The sequence below is a fragment of the Pseudomonas serboccidentalis genome (genome assembly GCF_028830055.1).
Taxonomy (GTDB): Bacteria; Pseudomonadota; Gammaproteobacteria; order Pseudomonadales; family Pseudomonadaceae; genus Aquipseudomonas; species Aquipseudomonas serboccidentalis.
This window is the reverse complement of the sequence record NZ_CP101655.1, coordinates 3,472,224-3,491,679: the sequence shown is the minus strand read 5'-3', so window position 1 is coordinate 3,491,679 and position 19,456 is coordinate 3,472,224. Positions and strand designations below refer to the sequence as shown.

General features: G+C 60.8%; 14 protein-coding genes and 1 pseudogene. 6 read left to right on the top strand and 9 right to left on the bottom strand.

Annotation, left to right across the window (positions count from 1 at the left end; genetic code table 11):
• Positions 1–127: 127 nt before the first annotated feature.
• Positions 128–586: an REP-associated tyrosine transposase gene (locus tag NN484_RS15815; RefSeq protein WP_215502296.1), complete on the bottom strand. Its 459-nt coding sequence runs from the start codon at positions 584–586 to the stop codon at positions 128–130.
• 629 nt (positions 587–1,215) lie between these two features.
• On the opposite strand from NN484_RS15815, the gene NN484_RS15810 reads away from it, so the two are divergent.
• Together NN484_RS15810 and NN484_RS15805 are read left to right on the top strand one after the other, a co-directional pair.
• Positions 1,216–2,634 (top strand): amino acid permease, encoded by a 1,419-nt coding sequence (locus NN484_RS15810; RefSeq protein ID WP_127648253.1) that lies wholly within the window; start codon positions 1,216–1,218, stop codon positions 2,632–2,634.
• A 203-nt stretch (positions 2,635–2,837) separates the two neighbouring features.
• On the top strand, positions 2,838–4,325 hold the full coding sequence (locus NN484_RS15805) for a glucosyltransferase domain-containing protein (protein WP_274657453.1): 1,488 nt from the start codon (positions 2,838–2,840) through the stop codon (positions 4,323–4,325).
• A gap of 6 nt (positions 4,326–4,331) precedes the next feature.
• Here the strand turns inward: NN484_RS15805 and NN484_RS15800 are convergent, their stop codons facing one another.
• The 7 genes and pseudogenes from NN484_RS15800 to NN484_RS15770 form a co-directional block, all read right to left on the bottom strand.
• Positions 4,332–5,951, bottom strand: a complete 1,620-nt coding sequence (locus NN484_RS15800) for an FMN-binding glutamate synthase family protein (RefSeq protein ID WP_127648261.1) — start codon at positions 5,949–5,951, stop codon at positions 4,332–4,334.
• A gap of 248 nt (positions 5,952–6,199) precedes the next feature.
• A pseudogene (locus NN484_RS15795) lies at positions 6,200–6,706 on the bottom strand (helix-turn-helix transcriptional regulator); the annotation flags it as partial.
• Between the two features lie 110 nt (positions 6,707–6,816).
• A complete protein-coding gene (locus NN484_RS15790) occupies positions 6,817–8,220 on the bottom strand; it encodes an ATP-binding protein (protein WP_215502294.1) in 1,404 nt (467 codons plus the stop codon).
• Positions 8,217–10,031, bottom strand: a complete 1,815-nt coding sequence (locus NN484_RS15785) for a DAHL domain-containing protein (protein ID WP_215502293.1) — start codon at positions 10,029–10,031, stop codon at positions 8,217–8,219. Before NN484_RS15785 ends, NN484_RS15790 begins: the two co-directional genes overlap by 4 nt.
• Positions 10,028–10,981, bottom strand: a complete 954-nt coding sequence (locus NN484_RS15780) for a cytochrome-c peroxidase (protein WP_274657452.1) — start codon at positions 10,979–10,981, stop codon at positions 10,028–10,030. Before NN484_RS15780 ends, NN484_RS15785 begins: the two co-directional genes overlap by 4 nt.
• A 40-nt stretch (positions 10,982–11,021) precedes the next feature.
• Positions 11,022–12,896 carry a putative bifunctional diguanylate cyclase/phosphodiesterase gene (locus tag NN484_RS15775; protein ID WP_215502291.1) on the bottom strand — a complete coding sequence of 625 codons (1,875 nt, stop codon included), beginning with the start codon at positions 12,894–12,896 and terminating at the stop codon, positions 11,022–11,024.
• Entirely contained in the window at positions 12,893–15,148 is a 2,256-nt protein-coding gene (locus NN484_RS15770; RefSeq protein ID WP_215502290.1) for an EAL domain-containing protein, read from the bottom strand. The genes NN484_RS15775 and NN484_RS15770 overlap by 4 nt, the downstream gene beginning before the upstream one ends.
• A 247-nt stretch (positions 15,149–15,395) precedes the next feature.
• On the opposite strand from NN484_RS15770, the gene nosR reads away from it, so the two are divergent.
• From nosR to NN484_RS15750, 4 genes are all read left to right on the top strand, one after another.
• Positions 15,396–16,757 (top strand): response regulator c-di-GMP phosphodiesterase, NosR family, encoded by a 1,362-nt coding sequence (gene nosR / locus NN484_RS15765; protein WP_215502289.1) that lies wholly within the window; start codon positions 15,396–15,398, stop codon positions 16,755–16,757.
• A gap of 67 nt (positions 16,758–16,824) precedes the next feature.
• Positions 16,825–17,259, top strand: a complete 435-nt coding sequence (locus NN484_RS15760; protein ID WP_274657451.1) for an NUDIX hydrolase — start codon at positions 16,825–16,827, stop codon at positions 17,257–17,259.
• Between the two features lie 22 nt (positions 17,260–17,281).
• The gene (locus NN484_RS15755; RefSeq protein ID WP_127648268.1) at positions 17,282–17,920 is read left to right on the top strand and encodes a LysE family translocator; all 639 of its coding nucleotides are present in this window, start codon (positions 17,282–17,284) and stop codon (positions 17,918–17,920) included.
• 2 nt (positions 17,921–17,922) lie between these two features.
• Positions 17,923–18,423 carry a GNAT family N-acetyltransferase gene (locus NN484_RS15750; protein ID WP_127648417.1) on the top strand — a complete coding sequence of 167 codons (501 nt, stop codon included), beginning with the start codon at positions 17,923–17,925 and terminating at the stop codon, positions 18,421–18,423.
• Positions 18,424–18,516: 93 nt separating this feature from the next.
• Here NN484_RS15750 and metR read toward each other — a convergent pair whose 3' ends face one another.
• Positions 18,517–19,434 (bottom strand): transcriptional regulator MetR, encoded by a 918-nt coding sequence (gene metR / locus NN484_RS15745; RefSeq protein WP_127648269.1) that lies wholly within the window; start codon positions 19,432–19,434, stop codon positions 18,517–18,519.
• Positions 19,435–19,456 lie beyond the last annotated feature (22 nt).

Below are 19,456 nucleotides of genomic sequence, written 5' to 3'. Positions count from 1 at the left end.
CCGTTGAGCGGTTTAGCGGTACCGAAACCAGAGAACGCTATCTGTCGGAAACTCTGCGCCGCTGGATTTTCCGACGGCTTCGCCGCCGAACGGGGGCAAGCCCCCTCGCCACACGGTCTTGATGTAATCAAAGCCAGCAGGCGTCCCAGAGTGGGTAGTCGCCAATCCGCTCCACCAATCCGGCCCGTAACGGATTGGCAATGATGTAACGGGCGAACGGTTTCAGGTCTTCGCCGTCGCGAATTGCCCGGTCATGGTAACCGGTCTGCCAGAGCGGGCCTTGTCGCCCCGTTTCCTGATTAACTTTCAGCGCGCAGCGCGATTTAACTGACCCCATGACTCTTCCGAGATCGGGGCTTTCCAGCTGCATCAACCAATGAAAATGGTCCGGCATCACAACCCAGGCAATCGAGTTCACCTGGCGCTCCTCATGCGCCCTGCGCAACTCGGCAACCAGCAGCCGGCCTAACTTCCAGTCGGAAAAGACAGGTTGTCGATGATGGACGACAGCCGTCAGCAAATAAGCGCGACCGACTTCAGAGCATCGACCGGCCCGCAAGAGATGGGAATTGGGTTGGACAGGCATTCCTTTGCCCCCTTCGTTGAGAGGCTTTAACGGTAGAGCGCCTTTTCACATGGCGTCGCCGCAAACATGGAAGGAAATTTCTGAAACTTACGAAGGCACTGCAGACAAGTGAAAAATTGTGGTGAGGGGGCTTGCCCCCGTTGCGCTGCGCAGCAGTGCCAAAACCTGTGAATACGGTTTATTTGATGCCCCGGGGGACTGGATCTGCAACTGCTGTACAGAGCGGGACAGCACGACGACTCAACGGCACCCTCACCACGAGGCGAATGTCGCCAGGATGGCTGTGCTAGAGCCATCACCCACGCAATACCACCAACGCAGGGGCATGACGGTGCACCCCTGCTGTGCAATACTCGCCGGCCTTTTTAGTGGGGAAAAATCCTACGGAACCCAGGTAATGCCTCTCCGTAAACCGGCTTAATGCCGAGAGTTCCCGCTGAATGTTGTGGTTTATAGAGTGAAAAGCCCTGTCACAAGCTTTTTATACTGCACGCCCGCTGATCTTGCAGGTTGGGACCTGTCAGACGCGTTTGCCCACGAGGCAGGCGTGGTGTCGGGAAGCTCAGGCCTATCGGTCGAGGCTTCGATACTCGGCGGTCATATCCAATAACAAGACGAGGTTGTTCCCTATGCCAGTCGGCAATCACCTGCCCCATGGCGAGACCGCTCACGGCGGCCCGCTCAAACGCGAACTCGGTGAACGGCATATTCGCCTGATGGCGCTCGGCGCCTGTATCGGTGTCGGCCTGTTCCTGGGTTCGGCCAAAGCCATTGAAATGGCCGGTCCGGCCATCATGCTGTCCTACATTCTCGGCGGTCTGGCGATCCTGGTGATCATGCGCGCCCTCGGCGAAATGGCCGTGCACAACCCGGTGGCTGGTTCGTTCAGCCGCTACGCCCAGGACTACCTCGGCCCGCTCGCGGGTTTTCTCACCGGCTGGAACTACTGGTTCCTGTGGCTGGTGACCTGCGTCGCGGAAATTACCGCCGTCGCCGTGTACATGGGCGTCTGGTTTCCTGATGTGCCGCGCTGGATCTGGGCCCTCGCGGCGCTGATCAGCATGGGGTCGATCAACCTGATCGCGGTAAAAGCCTTCGGTGAATTCGAATTCTGGTTCGCCCTGATCAAGATCGTCACCATCATCGCCATGGTCATCGGCGGCGTCGGTGTCATCGCGTTCGGTTTCGGCAACGACGGCGTGGCGCTGGGGATTTCCAACCTGTGGGCCCACGGCGGCTTCATGCCCAACGGCGTGACCGGTGTGCTGATGTCCCTGCAAATGGTCATGTTCGCCTACCTCGGTGTCGAGATGATCGGCCTGACCGCCGGTGAAGCGAAGAACCCGCAGAAGACCATCCCGAATGCGATCGGCTCGGTGTTCTGGCGCATTCTGCTGTTCTATGTCGGAGCGCTGTTCGTGATCCTGTCGATCTACCCGTGGAACGAAATCGGCACTCAGGGCAGTCCGTTCGTGATGACCTTCGAGCGTCTGGGGATCAAGACCGCCGCCGGCATCATCAACTTCGTGGTGATCACGGCGGCGCTGTCGTCGTGCAACGGTGGCATCTTCAGCACCGGGCGCATGCTCTACAGCCTGGCGCAGAACGGCCAGGCCCCGGCCGGTTTCGCCAAGACCTCCAACGGCGTGCCACGTCGGGCGTTGCTGCTGTCGATTTTCGCCTTGCTGATCGGCGTGCTGCTCAACTACCTGGTGCCTGAGAAAGTTTTCGTCTGGGTGACCTCCATTGCTACCTTCGGCGCGATCTGGACCTGGGTGATGATCCTGCTGGCGCAACTGAAATTCCGCAAAGGCCTGAGCGCCAGCGAACGTGCCGGCCTGAAATACAAGATGTGGCTGTACCCGGTCAGCTCGTACTGTGCGCTGGCGTTCCTGGTGCTGGTGGTCGGCCTGATGGCGTACTTCCCGGACACCCGCGTGGCGCTGTATGTAGGGCCGGTGTTCCTGGTGCTGCTGACGGTGTTGTTCTACGTGTTCAAGCTGCAGCCGACCGGTGAATCGCAGGGTGCGGTACGTTCGGTTTCGTAAGCTGTAACGCGAACCCGTAAAAGCAAAAGATCGCAGCCTGCGGCAGCGCCTACATGGGAAGTATGTTTTCCCTGTAGGCGCTGCCGCAGGCTGCGATCTTTTGACGTTTTACCGCCGGTCTGAAAGAACGATACAAACCCTGCAGCAAGGCTCAAACCTGTATCACTTTCCAATCTCGCGCAGCACTGAACAGAGGCGCAGATATGAGGGCGAGCACATTTCTCGAACGCGAGCTCAGCCAGCGGCAGGTCGCACTGTTCTTCCTGCTCGCAGCGATGCTGTACGTCCTGCCACTGATCCTCGCCGACTTTCCCTACATCGACGACAACTGGCGCACGCTGGCCGCCGGCAATGCCTGGGCCGGGCAGGGGCGGTTGTTTGCCGACTGGTTTTATCAGGCGCTGACCTTCACCGGCGCTTCACCGAATATCTTTCCGTTGCCCCTGTTGCTGACCACGCTGGCGATGAGCCTGGCGTTGACCCGCCTGACCTTTCACTACTTCGCTGAGCCGACGCTGGCCTGTTGTCTGGTGCCGTTGCCGCTCTGGTACAACCCGTTTCTGCTGCAAAACCTGTCCTATCAATACGACGGCCCGATCATGGGCCTGAGCATGGTCGCGGTGATCTACGCGATCACGTTCCAGGGCGCGTCACGGGTGCAGCGCTGGCTGGTGCCGTCGGCGTTACTGGCGTTGGCGATCGGTCTTTATCAGATCAGCTTCAATGTGTTTGTCGGCCTGTGTTGCGTGGAACTGCTCAGGGCCGTTCACCGGAAAATGCAATGGCCGGACATCCTGCGGATGCTGGGCTGGAAGTTCGCGCAATTGGGCTTGGGCATCCTGATCTACAGCGTCACGGCTTACCCGTTCATGGAGAGGTTGCGAAGAACGGATTTGTTGAACCAGGACGCCAACCCGCTGTTGCAGATCGGCATCAATTTCGCTCGGGTTCTGGAGAAAGTCGCGCTGCTGTTTCATGGCGGCTACCCGTGGGTTTTTGCTGCGCTGGTGTTGTGTGCGATCGCGGGCTGTGTGCGACTGATTCAGTGCCGCCAGCACCGTTGGCCAACCCTGCTGCTGTGCTTGCTCACGCTGCCGGTTCTGGTCTTGCTGGTGCCAGGGATCACGCTGCTGTTTCGTGATTTCAATGAAGGCGCGCGGACCCTGATGGGGTTCGGCGTGTTACTGCTGTGGTTGTTCTATCTGGCTTATTTGGCGTTGGCGTCCGGGCACCGGCGGTTACCATGGCTGCTGATCATCCCGCTGCTGGCGACACTCTCGCTGTCCTTTGCATATGGCCGCGTGCTGACCCTGCAGAAAACCTTCGCCAGCAGTGCGCTGTTCAGCCTGAGCCACGACATTGCCGCGCATCGCGAGCTGCGAGAGGCCAAGCGGATTTACCTGTCGGTGAGCTACTCCGACCGCTGGCTGGTCAGCGCGACCGGATCGTTCAGGCAACTGCCGGTCCTGCACTATCTGCTCAACGTCGATTACTTCATGCTCGCGGAAAACCTGCCGTCAGCGGGCATCACCAACGTGGTCGCCGAACGCGAACGGCGCAATGCCACGCGCGTTGGCTATCAGGGTTTTCCCGCGTTGGTGGACAGCCTGTATTACCGGATTTATCTGATTGGCGATTACGGTTTCATCGTCATGAAAGAGCCGCCGCATCACCGCTTGCTCAGTTGGTAATGAGCGTCAAGCCGCCGCCACTTCCTGCGGCTCAAAACTGTCCGCCCGCGCCATCTGCCACATCCGCGAATAGAACTCGCCGTTCACTTCCCCGGTGAGCAGTTCCCCCGGTTTCAGAAACACATGCAGCTGCGAGAACAGTTTGATCTCGGTCGCCGACATGCGGCGCACCAGGTGCTTGGCCGACAGTTGCGAGGGATGCTCAAGACCGGCCGCAGCGAGCATTTCCGCCAAGGCCTTGAGCGTGTTGCGGTGGAAGTTGTAGACGCGCTGGGCCTTGTCCGGGACGACGAGCGCGCGTTGGCGCAGGGCGTCCTGGGTGGCGACGCCGGTCGGGCATTTGTTGGTGTGGCAGCTTTGCGACTGGATGCAACCGATGGCGAACATGAAGCCGCGTGCCGAGTTGGCCCAGTCGGCGCCGATGGCCAGCACGCTGGCGATGTCGAAGGCGCTGACGATCTTGCCGCTGGCGCCGAGTTTGATCTTGTCGCGCAGGTTCAGGCCGACCAGGGTGTTATGCACAAACAGCAGGCCTTCGCGCATCGGTACGCCGATGTGGTCGGTGAACTCTACCGGTGCGGCGCCGGTGCCACCTTCCTTGCCATCGACCACGATGAAGTCCGGCAGGATGCCGGTTTCCAGCATGGCCTTGGCGATGCCCATGAACTCCCACGGATGACCGAGGCAGAACTTGAAGCCCACCGGTTTGCCGCCGGACAGTTCACGCAGTTGCTGGATGAAATGCATCAGCTCGATCGGTGTGGAAAACGCGCTGTGGCGTGACGGCGAGACGCAGTCTTCGCCCATCATGATGCCGCGGGTGTCGGCGATTTCCTGAGTGACTTTGTGCTTGGGCAGAATCCCGCCGTGGCCGGGTTTGGCGCCTTGGCTCATCTTGATTTCGATCATCCGCACTTGCGGGTTCTGTGCCTGGGTCGCGAAGCGTTCCGGGTCGAAACGACCGTCGCTGGTGCGGCAGCCGAAGTAGCCGCTGCCCAGTTCCCACGTCAGGTCGCCGCCGTGTTCGCGGTGATACGGGCTGATGCTGCCTTCGCCGGTGTCGTGGGCAAAGTTACCGAGCTTGGCGCCCTGGTTCAGCGCACGGATGGCGTTGGCGCTGAGCGAACCGAAGCTCATCGCCGAGATGTTGAACACCGATGCCGAGTACGGCTGGGTGCACTGCGGGCCGCCGACGGTGACGCGGAAAGTGCTCGGGTCGCTCAACGGCGACGGGCGCATCGAGTGGCCGATGAATTCGAAGCCGGACTGATACACGTCGATCAGCGTGCCGAAGGGTTTGTCGGCGGTTTCGTTCTTCGCTCGCGAATAGACCAGCGAGCGCTGGGCACGGGAGAAGGGCAGGGCGTCGCTGTCGGATTCCAGCAGGTACTGGCGGATCTCCGGGCGGATGCCTTCGACCAGATAGCGGATGTTGCCCAGGATCGGGTAGTTGCGGCGCACCGCGTGCGGGCTCTGCATCAGGTCGAACAGACCGAGCAGGCTCAGCACGCCAGTGACAGCGGTGATCGGCCACAGCCAGTCGTGTTCGAGAAAGGGCAGACTGGCGAGGGTGAATATCACGCAGACGGCAAAGAAGGCGTAGCGGCTCAGGAGTGACAGGCTCATACGGTTTCCCTGGTTCGGACTCAGTTTTTATCTCGGCAGGTAATGGTATGAAATCCTGTGGCGAGGGGGCTTGCCCCCGTTGCGCTGCGAAGCAGTGCCAAAACCTGTAATCGCCACATATCTGGATGAATGCGATTACCGTTTCTGCGACTGCTGCGCAATCGAACGGGGGCAAGCCCCCTCGCCACATAGTTCTATTCCTTCGAAGGAACTCTGCATCACGCAGTGTTCCTGTCTGCCGAGCGTTTTCAGGCGTTCTGCGCCTGGAGAAAAATCGAAAACAGCTCTGGCTGGGATTTGATCCCCAGCTTGCTGTACATGTGTTTCTTATGGACTTTCACGGTTTCTACGGAGATTTACAGCTTACGGGCGATTTCTTTACTGGAGCAACCGCTGAGCATCAAACGCCCGACATCCAGTTCCCGGGCCGTCAGTTGCGCGCCCTTGAGTTGTTGCACCGACGCCTCCAGCTGCACTCGCCAGTCGGCCTGTGCGGGGGCGACGGAGAGGGCCACGCTTGCGTTGATCTCGTAGGGCAGGCGCTGGCGCAACAGGCCCAGCACCCACGGCTGGATCAAAGACAGCAAAGCAATCTGTTCGCCAGTGAAACGTTTTTCACTGCCCAGCGACAGGCACAGCGTGCGCTCGCCTTAGAGCTGGCAATTGAACTGGATTTCGTCGGCGACCACATTCAGACGAAAGTATCGCTGGTAATACTCGGTCAGCTCGAAATGCTCCGGCGCCACCTCCGACAGGGAGGTGGTGGCGCACATGGCTTGTTTGCAACGCCGCATACCTGGCGGCTCTGGCGGCTTTCGTCGTCAGCCGCCGGAGATGGATTTTCAGGAAGCGGCCTGAGGTGTCTTCAGGCCGCGGGCCGGCTCTGGCGCATCGGCAATTCGACGCGAAAGGTCGTGCCCACGCCCGGTTCGCTGCGTACCGAAATGTCGCCACCGTGCTTTTTCACGATGCCGTAGGACAGTGACAGGCCAAGCCCGGTGCCCTGGCCGACCGGTTTAGTGGTGAAAAACGGATCGAAGATTTTCTGCAGGATGTCCGGCGCGATCCCCGCGCCGGTGTCCGCGACTTCGACCCAGGCCGTGTCCTGTTGTTGCCCGGTGCGCAACGTGATGGTGCCGCGCTCGGGGCCCATGGCCTGAGCGGCGTTGACCACCAGGTTCATGATCACCTGGTTGATTTGTGACGGCAGACACTCGATGTCCGGCAGCGGCTGATACTCCTTGATCAAGTCAGCCTTGTATTTGAGTTCGCTGGCGACAATATTCAGGGTCGACTCTATGCCTTGTTGCAGATTGGCCCACTGCCATTGCTGATTGGTATCGACCCGGGAGAAATCCTTCAGGTCTTTCACGATCTGTCCGACCCGGCCTATGCCTTCCTTGGATTCGCGGATCAGCACCGGGATGTCTTCGAGCAGAAAATCCAGATCGAGGTCTTTGCGCAACTGCTCAAGCCGCGCGGCGGATTCGTTGTCCAGTGCGTGCCCGAGCGTCTGGCAGGCGTCGAGTATGCTCAGCAATTGTTTGAAGTAGCCGTCCAGCGTGCCGAGGTTGGAGGAGATGAAGCCAATCGGGTTGTTGATTTCATGGGCCACACCGGCGGCCAGTTGACCCAGTGAAGCGAGTTTTTCCGATTGCACCAGTTGGCTTTCCAGTTGCTTGCGCTCATCGATTTCTCGCTGCAATTCTTCACTGGCCTGCTTGAACTGGGCGGTGCGCTGACCGACCAGATGTTCCAGATGGTGCATTTGCAACGAGGCCCGTTCCGTCATCTGCCATTTGGTCAGCAGGGTGTTGGCCATCTGCTGCACTTCGATGTTGTCGAACGGTTTTTTCAGAATCAGCAACCGGTCATGCGCCTGCAGGCGTTCGAGCAGTTCATCCCAGGAATAATCCGAGTAGGCGGTGCAGACCACCACCTGCAACTGCGGATCCTGCTGCCAGAGATGCTCGATGGTTTTCGCGCCGTCCCAGCCGTCGGGCATGCGCATGTCGACGAAGGCCAGCGCGTAGGGGCGTTGTTCCTGCAAGGCCTGCACCAGTTTGCCCAGGCCTTCCTCGCCGCCATAGGCTGAATCGAGCTCGAACAACGGGCGCTGGGGGCGCGCCTGGGCACCGAACAATGCGGCCTCCATGTCGTCCAGTTCCTGCGTTTGCACGGCAGCCGGCGCGAGTATCTTGCGGAAGTCTTCGTGAATCGACGGCATGTCGTCGATCAGTAGAATGCGGCGGTTCGAAGGCTCGCTCATGCGTTCTCCGTGACGCTGATCAGGGGGATCTGCAAGGTGAACAACGCGCCTTTGCCCGGCCCGTCGCTGTGCGCGGTGAGGTGCCCGTTCATCTCGATGGCCGCCAGGGCACAACTGTGCAGGCCGAACCCGTGGCCTTCCTTGCGGGTGGTGAAACCGTGGGCAAAGATCCGCGTCATGTTTTCCGGCGCGATGCCTTCGCCATCGTCCTTGACGCTGATTTCGAGGAAGCCGTCATCGACGATTTTTACCGCCAGGGTCATGGTGCGTGGGCGGTTGCTGAGGTCGGACATCGCGTACTTGGCGTTGCTGATGAGGTTGATCAGGATCAGCAGCAAGCGGTGCTTGTCGCCCATCACCTGCGGCACTTCGGCGTACTCCTTGACCACCGTGACGTGATGCCGGGTCAGGGCCCCGGCGTTCATGCGCAAGGCGTCTTCGAGCAACTCGTTGATGAACAGCGGTTCGGTCATGCTGTTGGCACCGGCATAGGATTGCTGGGTAGCGACGATGTCCTTGATGTGATCGACGCTTTTGTTCATCTGGTTCAGTTCGTCGACCATTTCCTGCTGTTCCTGGGCAATGGCACCCACCAGCTGGTTGAGGTAGCCGGGGAGCAATTTGCCCTTGGCGTCTTCGCTGAGAAACGCACCGAGGTCGTGCGGGTGCTCGTTGATCAGTTGCATGGCTTTGCCCAGGCCTTGGGTCTTGCTGCTGCGCAGCTTGCGCGCGATCAGGTCGCTGGAGATGTTCACACTGTTGAGCACGTTGCCAACGTTGTGCAGCACGTTGGTGGCGATTTCCGCCATGCCCGCCAGACGTGCCGCGTCGAGTAGCTCGCTCTGGGCGTCCTTGAGTTCCCGGGTGCGCTCCTCGACCCGTTGCTCCAGTGCATCGTTGGCGGTTTGCAGGGCGCTGTTGACCCGATTGATCTCGGCGAAACTGCCGATCAGGCGGATGGCCAGCCACACCAGCGACAACATCAGCAGCACCGAAAACAACAGCAGGTAGAAGTGATATTGCCGGTCGATCCGATCGGCCAGTTGCTGATCGCGATCGAGCATGACGGTGATGTTGTCCAGGCGCTCGGCCACGGGAATGTTTTCGATGCTTTCGAGCATCTGATTGACCAGTGGCTGCTCGCGAGCGATCAGGCTGATGTGGTTGCTGAGGATTTTGATCGGGGATTGAAATGCCTGCGGCAGGCGCTGTGCGTTCACCGCCAGTTTGTTCAGGCCCACTTCGATGTCGGCGGCCCGGTCACCGGAGGTGACCTGGGCGAACTCCAGAGCACTGAGCAGCAGGTCGTAGGTATCGGTGGTGATGCTCTGCAACTGCAATTTATCGAAGTCCGACAGGTTGGCCAGTTGCTGCTGAATGTCGTCTTCAGCGGTGGGCAAAAAGGCCAGGGAATTGCGCAACAGCGCATTGTGCGATTTGAACTGTTCGACCAGGCGGGTCTTTTCCTGCATTGCCTGCAGGAAACTCTCGTGGGCCTCATTCCACTGTGCCGAGTCATTGCGGCCGTGTCCGGACTCTATCGCGTCGAAGCGCGTCCAGAGCCGGTTCATCTCGTTCATCGGTGACACCAGCGGATCGTAGTTGTGGGTCAGCGCCACCCTGGCCTTGAGGATTTCGTTTTCCCACTGCGAATTCTGTTGTTTGATCTGCCGGATCAAGTCCCGTGATTCGGTGTACGTCATGGTCTGATCGGAGCTGGATTTGAAATACAGAAACAGCAGGATCGAGGCCAGCGCCAGGGCGACGAGGGTGAGTAACAGCAGGCTGCGTCGACGGGAGATATTGATCATGGCTTGCCTGGCCATTGGCCGGTGAGGGTCGTGAGAAACAGAATGATCAGCTTTTTGTCCTCTTCGCTCGGCATGCGTCCCAACTGGTACTGGAACATCACGTCCACCGCCCGTTCGAGGGTGGGCGCCGAGCCGTCGTGAAAGTACGGTGCGGTGGTCGCGACATTGCGCAGGCTTGGCACCTTGAACACCGCCCGGTCCGCTTCGTCGCCAGTGACATTGAAACGGCCCTCGTCGGCCACGGTCCGGTTGCCGCGATCGGCAATGTAATCGCCGAACACGCCGAATTTCTGGAACATGTTGCCGCCGATGTTCACCCCCTGATGGCAGGCGATGCAGCCGTACTCCTTGAAGCGTTGGTAACCGTACTTTTCCTCCAGCGTCAGGATGTCGGTGTTGCCCAGCAGGTATTGATCGAAGCGCGAGTTGGGCGTCAGCAAGGTGCGTTCGAAGCTGGCCAGCGCCTGCTGGACATTGGCCTGGGTCACGCCGTCCGGGTAGGTGGCGGCGAAATCGCGACGATAATCGGGGTCTTTGCCGATCCGCTCGATCACGGTGCGCCAGTCGCCGCCCATTTCATGCGGGCTGGTGATGACGACGTTGCTTTGCTCCTCCAGCGTCTCGACACGGCCATCCCAGAACTGGCGGAAGTTGAGGGCGGCGTTGAACACGGTCGGCGTGTTGACGGCCACCGGTTTGCCGTCGAAGCCCAGGGACAAGGCACGGCTGTCGGCACCGTTCTTGTCCAGTTGGTGGCAGCTGGCGCAGGACAGCGTGTGGTTGATCGACAACCGTGGCTCGTGGAACAAGCGCCGACCGAGCTCCACGCGCCGTGCGTCCTGCTGAGGCGCGGCGGGCAACGGTTTGAGAGGCTCGTCCAGCGGCTCGGCACTGGCCCCGGCACAGACCCCGCACAACAGCAACACCATGGCGTGGTGGAAAAGGCTCATCGGTAACTGTCTCCCTGACTCATGGCCGGTTTTGCAGTGTTCATGAAATCGTCCACGGAGCGGGCTCCGTGCCGGCCAGCAAGCGCGCAAACGCGTCTGCCGGCAGGGCTTCGCTGAAGAAGTAGCCCTGGCCTTCTTCGCAGTGATGCGCCTTGAGAAAAGCCAACTGTTCGGCGGTTTCAATGCCCTCGGCGATGACGTTCAGCCCCAGACTCTTGCCCAGGTTGATGATGGCGCTCACCAGCGCGGCATCGTTGCGGTCGTTGCACAGGCCGCGAATGAATGACTGGTCGATTTTCAGCACATCGATGGGAAACCGGCGCAGGTAGCTCAGGCTGGAATAGCCGGTGCCGAAGTCGTCGATGGCCAGGCGCGTGCCCAGTGTCTTGAGGCGAGTGAGCGCAGTCATCGTCACCTCGACGTTTTGCATCAACACACCTTCGGTGATTTCGATCTCCAGCCAGTCCGGGGCCAGACCTGTCTGCTCGAGCACGCGCTCGACGCCTTCGACGAAATCACGCTGGCGAAAATCGATGGGCGACATGTTCACCGACATGCGGATCGGCGGCAGCCCGGCGGCTTGCCATGCGCAGGTCTGACGACAGGCTTGCGTCAGCACCCATTTGCTCAGCGGTACGATCAGGCCGCTGTCCTCGGCCACCGGGATGAAGTCCGAAGGATAGACCCAGCCATGCCCCGGTTTCTGCCAGCGCACCAACGCTTCGGCACCCACCACTCTGCCACTGCGCAGGTCGATTTTCGGCTGATAGTGCAGGACGAACTCGTGCTCTTGCAGGGCGCGGCGAATACCCGACTCGATGCTGTGCTGTTCCCGGGCGCGCTGGTTCATGGCTTCGATAAAGAAGCCAATGTTGTCCGGCCCCTGTTCCTTGACGTTGCGCATCGCGGTCTCGGCCTTCTTGATCAACTCGATGGCTTCGAGGCCGTCATCGGGGTAGACGCTGATGCCCAGGCTGGCAGTGACGCTGACGTCATGACCGGCAATCGTCTGCGGCAGACGAATGGCGGTGAGCAGTTTTTCGGCGATGCCGTGGGTTTGTTGAGGGTGGTTGATGTCGCCGAGGATCATCACGAACTCGTCGGAGCCGTAGCGAAACACCGAGTCCGAGCCGCGTACGCACGACAACAGCTGTTGTGCGACTCGTTTGAGCATCTCGTCGCCCGCGGGATGGCCCAGCGCATTGTTGATGCGCTTGAAGCGATCCAGGCCGAGGAACATCACCACCAGTTGTTTGTCATGGCGCCGGCAGACGGCCATGGCCTGGCTCAGGCGATCGCCCAGCAATGTGCTGTTGGGCAGTTCCGTGAGGCTGTCGTATTGCAGCAGGTGCGAAACTTTGAGCAATTCGTGAACCCGCGCCTCGATGGTCTGCTCAAGGCTGAGCATCTTCAGCGCCGCGTCCTGCGCCAGTTGCCATTTCCAGGTCAGGGCGTTGGCCATCTGGCGGATTTCCAGACTGTCGAACGGTTTTTTCAGAATCAGCAACTGGTCGCCGAATTCCAGCCGTTCGGCCATCGCTTCCCAGCTGTAGTCGCTGTATGCCGTGCACAAGGCAATTTGCAGGTTCGGATCGACCCGCCACAGTTGCTCGATGGTTTCCAGGCCATCCCAGCCGGGCGGCATGCGCATGTCGATGAAGGCCAGCGCATAGGGGGTGCCGCTGGCCTGGGCACGTTTGACCAGGGCCAGGGCTTCCTGGCCCTGATAGGCGGAATCGAGCTGGAAGCTCAGGTGCTGCGACTGGCGCGTGCCGAACAGCGTCTGCTCCAGTTGATTCAGATCGGCCGTGTCTTGAACCTGCGGGGCAAGGATCTTGCGAAAATCATCGTGAATCGCCGGCGTGTCGTCGATGATCAGGATGCGCCGGTTGGTCTGGGGAAAAGGGGTTTTCATGCCTCGTCCTCCTTCGGCGTAGGACTCGGACTGTTCTTGAGCAGTCGCCCAGCCTCTTCGGCACAGACCGCCGCGCTGAAATACAGCCCCCGGGCGCTGGGCAGTGGCGCGACGGATGGCACGCAAGGCTGGTCCGGCGACGGCTGTCCTTCGGCGATGATGCCGATGTTCAGGTCCCGGGCGAAGTTGACGATGGCGCGCAGGGCGTTGGCGCCGGCCACATCGTGGGCCGCACTGTCGATGAAGCTCTGCGCCAGTTTGAGGTGATTGACCCGGTAGGTTTTCAGGTAATCGAACGAGGAGTATTCGGTGCCGAAATCATCGATGGCGATGGTCACGCCCAGCTCGCGCAGGCGCGGCAACGCATCGTTGTGGGTCCATTTGGTCTGGGCCAGCGTCGCCTCGGTGACATCGAAGCGCAGATCCCAGGGGGCCAGCTCCCAGCGAGCGGTGGTGCGCAGCACGTCGTAGATCAACTCGGGACCGCTCTTGAGTTGCGCCAGCGAGAGTTTGATTGCCATGACTGGCGGCGCTACGCCTGCGTCACGCCATTTGCGCATCTGGGCACAGGCGTGTTCCAGGACCCAGCGCCCAAGAGGAATGATCGCCCCGGTGCGCTCCGCCGCCGGCACGAAGGCGCTGGCCGGCAGCAGGCCGAGGCGCGGATGCTGCCAGAGAATCTGCGCCTCCATGCCAAGAATCCTGCCACTGTGCAGATCCATCTCCGGTGCGTAATGCAGTTGCAGCTCATCGCTCTCGAGCGCCGTCATCAATTCGCTGACCAGCGTCATGCGCTCGGCCACTTCGCGCGAGATCGCCTCGGAGTGGAAGTGATACTGGTTGCGGCCCATTTCCTTGGCGCGATACAGCGCCATATCGGCCTGCCCGAGCAGGCTGTCGGCATCGGGGCTGAGGTCGCTGTAACTGCTGATGCCGATACTGACCGAAATGTGCAGTGCATTGCCGGCCAGGTTGTAGGGGGCCAGCAGCGTGTCGCGGATGTTGGCGGCCATCGCGGCCGATTGGGTCGGGTCGCTGACGTCCATTTGCAGGATCGCGAACTCGTCGCCGCCCAGGCGCGCCACCACGTCGCTTTCCCGCACGCCGAACTTGATGCGCCGGGCCACTTCCTGCAGCAGCAGATCGCCGATCGGGTGGCCCAGGGTGTCATTGATCCGCTTGAAGTGGTCCAGATCCAGGTAAAACACTGCAAACGGCATGGCGCCCCGTCGCGCGGCGGCAAACGCCTGATGCAGGCGTTCGATCAGTGTGGCGCGATTGGCCAGGCCTGTCAGGCCATCGGAGCGCGCCAGCAACGCCAGTTTGTCCTCGGCCAGGCGACGCTCGGTGATGTCGAGGATGATGCCCTCGACTTCCAGTAGACGGCCGTCATGATCGCGCACCGGGATGTAGCGGTTCTCCACCCAGCGCCAGGTTCCCTGGCCGGTGCGCATCCGGAATTCGATGGACGCGCCTGACGCATGCCGATCCAGCACTCGGGCCATGGCGGCATCGACAATGGCGTGATCGTCCGGGTGAATCAGTTCCTGCGCCCAGTTGGGCGAACGCACCAGGTCGGCGGCGACATGGCCGTAACGGGTGATGTTGTGGGAGATGTACATCAGGGCAAACGAGGGATCGCCGCGCAAACGGTAAAGGATGGTCGGGCTGTTCTGCACGATGATGTTGGCATCGGACAGCTCCCGGGTGCGCTCCTGAACCGCGTGTTCCAGCAGGTTCATCTTCAGATCGGCGTCCTCGGTCATTTGCCATTTGACCGTAAGGGCACTGGCCATCTGCCGGATTTCGATCGCGTCGAAGGGCTTTTTCAGAATCAGCAACCGGTCGTTCAGCGCCAGACGCCGGTCGATGTCTTCCCAGGAGTAGTCGGAATAGGCGGTGCACAAGGCGACTTGCAACTTGGGGTCGACTTGCCACAGCCGTTCGATGGTTTCCAGGCCATCCCAGCCCGGTGGCATGCGCATGTCGATGAAGGCCATGGCGTAGGGACGGTTTTCCGCCAGCGCGGCTTCGAGTTTGTCCAGGGCTTCGCGGCCCTGAAAGGCCGAATCGAGTTCGAAATGCTGGGATTGCTGTACGGACGGGGTGCCAAACAACAGATTCTCGGTTTCGCCCAAGCCATCGTCGCCGGGGATGACCGGGCTGAGAATTTTGGCGAAGTCGCCGTGGATCGACGGGCTGTCGTCGACAATGAGTACACGACGATTGATGTGCGCGGCTGGCGGGTTCATGCCGCGACACCGGTAGGGGGACGTGTTGTCATCAGGGGCATCCTTTTCCCTCGCGATTTGCCTGTTCGAAAGCCGATGGGTCCTGCGCCTTGTACAGCATAGTCGGCTCCTTCCTACTACGCTTTCGGTCCCGGACGAAGATTTGCGTGAATCCAGTCAAAAATCATCTAGCCTTTGACTCAGACGCAGGCCTGAGAGGCGATCGGTCGGTGTGTCGTTAACCCCCTGTTTCGCTTGAGACCATGCCATGGAAGAGCAATCCCCCCCGATGCAGTCCCATCGACCCACGGTGCTGTTGGTCGATGACGAAGAGTCGATCCTCAACAGTCTGCGCCGATTGTTGCGGGGCCAGCCCTATGATGTTCTGTTGGCCACCAGCGGTGCCCAGGCGCTGGACATGCTCGCGCAGCAACCGGTGAATCTGGTGGTGAGCGATGCGCGCATGCCCGGCATGGACGGTGCCTCGTTACTGGCCCATGTCCGTGAGCGCCATCCGCAAACTGCGCGGATCATGCTTACCGGCTATGCCGACCCCGCGGCCATCATCAAAGCCATCAATGAAGGGCAGATTCACCGTTACATCAGCAAACCCTGGAACGACGAAGAGTTGCTGCTGATCCTGCGCCAGTCCCTGGAACACCAGCATTCCGAGCAGGAGCGTCAGCGTCTGGAACGCTTGACCCGGGTGCAGAACGACCAGCTCAAGTTGCTCAACAGCACCCTGGAAAAGCATGTCGCGGCACGCACGGCCGAACTGCAGCAGACCGCCGACATGCTCGATCTGGCTTACGAAGAGCTCAAACACAGCTATGTCACGGGCACCGAAGTGTTCTCGCTACTGGCCAATCTGCGTTTGCCCCCTGCCAAGCAGACCAACCGGCAGATCATCGAACTGGTGCGCAGCTACTGCAAACAGCATGGCCTGGACGAGGCCACCAGCCGTGACCTGACCATGGCTGCGGCGCTGTACAACGTCGGCAAACTGAGCTGGACCGACGGCATGATGGCGACGCCCTCGGATCTGTTGCGCCATACCGATCGCGAGCGTTATCGCAGTTACCCCAAGCAGAGCGAATCGCTGCTCATGACGCTGGACCCGATGAAGGACGCGGCACGCCTGATCCTGCATCACCAGGAGCGCTGGGACGGCAGCGGGTTTCCCGACCGGCTCAAGGGCGAGGCCATTCCGTTCGGTTCACGCTTGCTGAAGCTGGCGGTGGATTTCGTCGAGTTGCAGCGCGGCCTGATCCTCGAACGGCAGATGAACAGCGATGAAGCGCTGCTGTACCTGCGCCAGTACGCCGGCCGTTTGTACGATCCCGATCTGGTCGAAGATTTCATTCAGGTGTGTGCGGCGTTCCTCAGCGACGTCACGCTGGCCGATCCGTCGGTCAAGGTGCTGTCTACTCGGGACCTCGCAGCGGGGATGATTCTGGCGCGCAATCTCAATGCCGATAACGGCATGCTGCTGCTCAACGCCGGCAAGGTCCTCAGCCCGCTATTGGTGGAAAAGCTGATTGCATTCGAAGCCATGGAGGGCGGCAAATACAAGATTTTCGTCAAGGTGCCGGAGGAGGTTGAAGCCACGCTCAAGGCGCTGGGGCAATGATCTGCGAGGTGACGTCATTGGGGCGGGCATGGGATCCTTGCGGTTTTTCCAGGCCGGTGGCTGACCCATGACTTCTGCATCCGTTGCATCTCCGCACCTCATTCGTATTGCCGCCGCGCTGCTGCTCGACCCCGAAGGCCAGACCCTGCTGGTGCGCAAGCGCGGAACCACGGCGTTCATGCAGCCGGGCGGCAAGATCGAGGCACATGAATTGCCGGTGCACGCGCTGGCCCGCGAGCTGGAAGAAGAGCTGGGCCTGGTGATCGATCCGGCGCAGGCGTATTTTCTCGGCCAGTTCTCGGCGCCTGCCGCCAACGAGCCGGGGTGTGTCGTTCAGGCGGATATCTTTCAAGTGACGATCGACACTGACGTGGCCCCGGCTGCTGAAATCGAGGAAGTGATCTGGATCGACCCGGCTACTGACGCTGGACTTGCTCTGGCGCCATTGACACGCGACCTGATCCTGCCGTTTTATCGCAACTCACTGAGCGCTCTCGCCTGATCTCCACGCAAAGGACTTTGCCATGATCCCACTTCAAGACTTGCTGATCTTCGCCGCCGCGGCGCTGTTGATGGTGCTGACACCGGGGCCGAACATGATTTACCTGATCTCGCGTTCGATCTGTCAGGGACGCAAGGCCGGGGTTACGTCGTTGCTGGGTGTGGTGAGTGGATTCTTCGTGCATATGTTCGCCGCGGCTGCCGGGTTGACTGCGGTGTTTCTGGCGGTGCCGATGGCCTATGAAGTGCTGAAGTGGGCCGGTGCCCTGTATTTGCTGTGGCTGGCCTGGCAAGCGGTCAAACCCGGTGCGCGCTCGCCGTTCGAAGCGCAGCAACTGCCGGCGGATTCTCCGCGCAAACTGATCACCATGGGTTTTCTCACCAGCGCACTGAACCCGAAAATCGCGGTGTTCTACCTCTCGGTGTTTCCGCAATTCATCACCCCCGAGCACGGTTCGGTGTTCACCCAGAGCATCATCCTCGGTCTGACCCAGATCAGCGTCAGTTTCACCGTCAATCTGCTGATCGCGCTGTTCGCCGCGGGCATTGCTTCGTGGTTCGTGCGTAACCCGACGTGGCTGGCGCTGCAGCGTTATTTCATGAGTTTCGTGCTGGGTGGTCTGGCTGTACGCCTGATGCTTGAACAACGCAGGACGGCGTGAGCATGTGGATCGAACGGCTGGACGCCAGCCATGCGCTGGCCTACCGCGAGCTGATGCTTGAGGCCTACGACCGCCATCCGCAGGCGTTCACCTCCAGTGTGCGCGAGCGCGCGGTGATGCCGCTGAGCTGGTGGGAAGCGCGCCTGACCAGCAAGCTCGATGTGGTGTTGGGTGCCTTCGAGGCCGGCATTCTGGCCGGTATCGTCGGCCTGGCGTTCGAACCCCGGGAAAAGGCCCGCCACAAGGCCACGCTGTTCGGCATGTACGTGTCAGCCGATTTTCGTCAGCACGGTGTGGGCCATGAACTGGTGCAGGCCGCGCTGGCCGAAGCACAAAATCACCCTGGGCTGAAAGTCATCCAGCTCACCGTCACCGCCGGCAACGACGCCGCGTTCAACCTGTACCAGCGTTGCGGCTTCATCCAGTTCGGCCTTGAGCCGCTGGCGGTGCGGGTCGGCGAAGACTACTTCGACAAGATTCACATGTGGCGTGAATTACCCTGAGAGGGGACAAGATCAAAAGATCGCAGCCTGCGGCAGCTCCTACAGAGATCGGTGTAGGAGCTGCCGCAGGCTGCGATCTTTTGATTTTTAGCGTCAGCGCACCGCGCTGACGCCATCCAGCGTCGAGAACGACGTGTCCTTGGCCGTCAGCAGGAAATCGCGCATGTACGGCGCATCCAGCATGTCCGTGCGGATCGCCGCGTACAGCGTGGCAAACAGACCTTTCTCGCCCAGCCGCTTGGCCTTCACATAGCCGCGCGAGCTGTACTCGTGCAGCGCCCAGTGGGGCATGCCGCAGACGCCACGGCCGCTGGCGACCAGTTGCATCATCATCACCGACAGCTCCGAAGTACGGACCTGCGCCGGTTCGATGTCGGCCGGTTCCAGGAAGCGCGTGAAGATGTCCAGCCGATCGCGTTCCACCGGGTAGGTGATCAGGGTTTCGGTGAGCAGGTCTTCAGGGACGATGTAGGGTTTGCTCGCCAGTGGATGCTGGTTGGCGACTGCCAGCATCGCTTCGTAGGTGAACAGCGGCACGTAGGTGATGCCGGCGATGTCCAGCGGATCGGAGGTCACCACCAGGTCCAGATCACCCCGAGCCAGCGCCGGCAGCGGGGCGAAGGCGAAGCCCGACGCCAGGTCGAGTTCGACTTCCGGCCAGGCGTCGCGGAACTGGTCGATGGTCGGCATCAGCCACTGGAAGCAACTGTGACACTCGATCGCCATGTGCAGGCGCCCGGCAGTGCCACCGGCCAGACGGCTGATGTCGCGTTCGGCGGCGCGCAGCAGTGGCAGGGTCGCGTCAGCCAGTTGCAGCAGGCGCAGACCGGCGCTGGTGAAACGCACCGGTTTGGTCTTGCGCACGAACAACGGCATGCCCATGCGCTCCTCCAGTTCCTTGAACTGGTGGGACAGCGCCGACTGGGTCAGGTGCAGACGGTCGGCGGCGTCGACCAGGCTGTCGGCTTCGCGCAGGGCATGCAGGGTTTTCAGATGACGGATTTCAAGCACTGCTGGCCCCATGAATAAAATT

Coding starts and splice junctions, on each gene's coding strand:
- NN484_RS15810 (WP_127648253.1), top strand. CDS start 1,216: ATGCCAGTCGGCAATCACCTGCCCCATGGCGAGACCGCTCACGGCGGC.
- NN484_RS15815 (WP_215502296.1), bottom strand. CDS start 586: ATGCCTGTCCAACCCAATTCCCATCTCTTGCGGGCCGGTCGATGCTCT.
- NN484_RS15755 (WP_127648268.1), top strand. CDS start 17,282: ATGATCCCACTTCAAGACTTGCTGATCTTCGCCGCCGCGGCGCTGTTG.
- NN484_RS15780 (WP_274657452.1), bottom strand. CDS start 10,981: ATGAGCCTTTTCCACCACGCCATGGTGTTGCTGTTGTGCGGGGTCTGT.
- NN484_RS15790 (WP_215502294.1), bottom strand. CDS start 8,220: ATGAGCGAGCCTTCGAACCGCCGCATTCTACTGATCGACGACATGCCG.
- NN484_RS15785 (WP_215502293.1), bottom strand. CDS start 10,031: ATGATCAATATCTCCCGTCGACGCAGCCTGCTGTTACTCACCCTCGTC.
- nosR (WP_215502289.1), top strand. CDS start 15,396: ATGGAAGAGCAATCCCCCCCGATGCAGTCCCATCGACCCACGGTGCTG.
- NN484_RS15750 (WP_127648417.1), top strand. CDS start 17,923: ATGTGGATCGAACGGCTGGACGCCAGCCATGCGCTGGCCTACCGCGAG.
- NN484_RS15775 (WP_215502291.1), bottom strand. CDS start 12,896: ATGAAAACCCCTTTTCCCCAGACCAACCGGCGCATCCTGATCATCGAC.
- NN484_RS15800 (WP_127648261.1), bottom strand. CDS start 5,951: ATGAGCCTGTCACTCCTGAGCCGCTACGCCTTCTTTGCCGTCTGCGTG.
- NN484_RS15805 (WP_274657453.1), top strand. CDS start 2,838: ATGAGGGCGAGCACATTTCTCGAACGCGAGCTCAGCCAGCGGCAGGTC.
- NN484_RS15770 (WP_215502290.1), bottom strand. CDS start 15,148: ATGAACCCGCCAGCCGCGCACATCAATCGTCGTGTACTCATTGTCGAC.
- NN484_RS15760 (WP_274657451.1), top strand. CDS start 16,825: ATGACTTCTGCATCCGTTGCATCTCCGCACCTCATTCGTATTGCCGCC.